Annotated in this window: 1 protein-coding gene and 1 pseudogene (1 of these 2 only partly in view); one reads left to right on the forward strand and one right to left on the reverse strand. The window is 63.2% G+C overall.

From position 1 onward, the window contains the following. Positions 1-1,483 carry the 3' portion of a M23 family metallopeptidase gene (locus NKJ73_RS03065; RefSeq protein WP_352568300.1) on the forward strand. It extends 476 nt beyond the left edge of the window, so only the last 1,483 of its 1,959 coding nucleotides appear in the window; its start codon lies off the left edge, out of view; the stop codon is at positions 1,481-1,483. Positions 1,484-1,500: 17 nt separating this feature from the next. Here NKJ73_RS03065 and NKJ73_RS03070 read toward each other — a convergent pair. Then, positions 1,501-1,964 (reverse strand): annotated as a pseudogene (locus tag NKJ73_RS03070) (MFS transporter); the annotation flags it as partial.

Below are 1,964 nucleotides of genomic sequence, written 5' to 3' on the forward strand. Positions count from 1 at the left end.
CCAGCCGGCAGCCGCCGCCGCCAGCCAGATCTATGGCGCCAAGGTCGAAAGCGAGATGAGCTTGAAGACCGTCGATTTCCCGATCGAGACGGCGGCCTTCGACGAAAAGAGCGACCTTTCTGCCGACGAGGTGGAAAAGGTCGTGCGCCAGGCCGGCACCGATCTGAGCGACGGCGCTGTCCAGGTCGCTTCGCTGCATTATGTCGACCCACAGCGATTCGGTGACGGCTTCGCCGAAAGCATGGCTGGCTCCTATGACGTCAAGATCGTCCCGGAAAACGTCTCGGTGTCGCCGCGCGCCGCCATCGACGACCAGGCGCCGGCTTTCGCCGAGGAAATCATCCCCTTCACCAAGGATCTCGACATTGCCGAGGCCTTCGCTGATTCGGGCTATACCGGCGAGGATGCCACCGGAATGGCCGAGGCGATCGCCAAATTGCTGAATGCCACGGCCCTCAAGGCAGGAACCGTGCTGCGCGTTGGGCTCGAGGTCCATGGCGACGCCGCCAAGATCGTTCGCACCAGCGTGTACGACAGGACCCAGCACATCGTCACCATCGCGCTCGACGACCACGACCAGTACGTGCCGGCGCAGGAGCCGGAGCCAAATCCCGAATTGCTGACGGCGTTCGACGATTCGCCTGCGCCCATAGTGCGCGGCAATCTGCCGAACGTCTATGACGGCATCTACCGCACCGCCTATTCCTACGGCATGTCGAAGGCGATGACGCAGCGGCTGATCAAGTTGCTGGCATCCGGTGTCGACTTCCAGTCGCGCCTCAATCCCACGGATCGTATCGAGGTGCTGTTCTCGCAGCCCGATGGCGACGACCAGGCGTCTGACGAATCCGAGCTGCTTTACGTCTCCGCGACTTTCGGCGGCACGACGCGAAATTTCTACCGTTTCCAGATGCAGGACGGCAGCACCGACTATTTCGACGAAAACGGCAGCAGCGCCGAGCAGTTTCTGCTGCGCAATCCCTTGCCCAATGGCCGGTTTACGTCCGGGTTCGGTGCCAGGCGCCACCCCATTTTGGGGTATGTGAAAATGCATACCGGCACCGACTGGGCGGCTCCCGTGGGGTCGCCGATCATTGCCGCGGGCAACGGCGTCGTCGAAAAGGCCGGCTGGGCCGGCGGCTATGGCAAGCAGATCATCTTGCGTCACGCCAATGGCTACGAGACGTCCTACAATCACCAGAGCGCCTTTGCCAAAGGCATCGAGCCGGGTGTTCGCGTTCGCCAGGGTCAGGTTATCGGCTATCTCGGCTCAACCGGCCTCTCCACCGGTCCGCATCTTCATTACGAACTGATCGTCAACGGCACAAAGGTCGATTCGATGCGCGTCCGCCTACCGGTCGGCAAGACGCTGAAGGGCGACGACCTCGTCGCCTTCAAGCGCGAGCGCGAACGCATCGACGACCTGCTCAAGCAGGAAGACAGCAATCAGTTGAAGGTCGCGAGCGCCAAGATCGAAGGCTGAGCCGACGTTTTTCGGCGTCAGCCGTGCTGATTCGCCGTGTCGCGCGCCCATGGCAGCCGCTCGCCGGAAACCGTCGTCCACGCGGTGATTGCCGAAAACAGGCAAAGCAGCGCGGTCACCGCGGCAACGGCGGCGAATGCCGCGTCGCTGGCGGCAAGTCGTGCCGCATCGAGGCCGGGCGCCAGGCCGGCTGGCGGCGGTTCGCCGAAACCCGGAATGCCGGAGCCGGCAGCGGTGCCGAGCACGCCAGCATAGACCCAGGCCGCCAGCGATCCCATCGCCGCCACGGCAATCAGGCCGCCGATGCGCGAGACGGCGTTGTTGATGCCCGAGGCCGCACCCGTATCCTTGTCCTCGACCCCCCGGAATAACGCCCTGGCACACCGACAATCAACCCCCCGCCAACCCCAACCCCACAAAGGCAGGTCAATAATAAAAAATATAAGCACCGACGCAACCCGAAGTTGTGAGTTCCGGTGTG

This window comes from Mesorhizobium sp. M0074 (assembly GCF_040322975.1).
Taxonomy (GTDB): Bacteria; Pseudomonadota; Alphaproteobacteria; order Rhizobiales; family Rhizobiaceae; genus Mesorhizobium.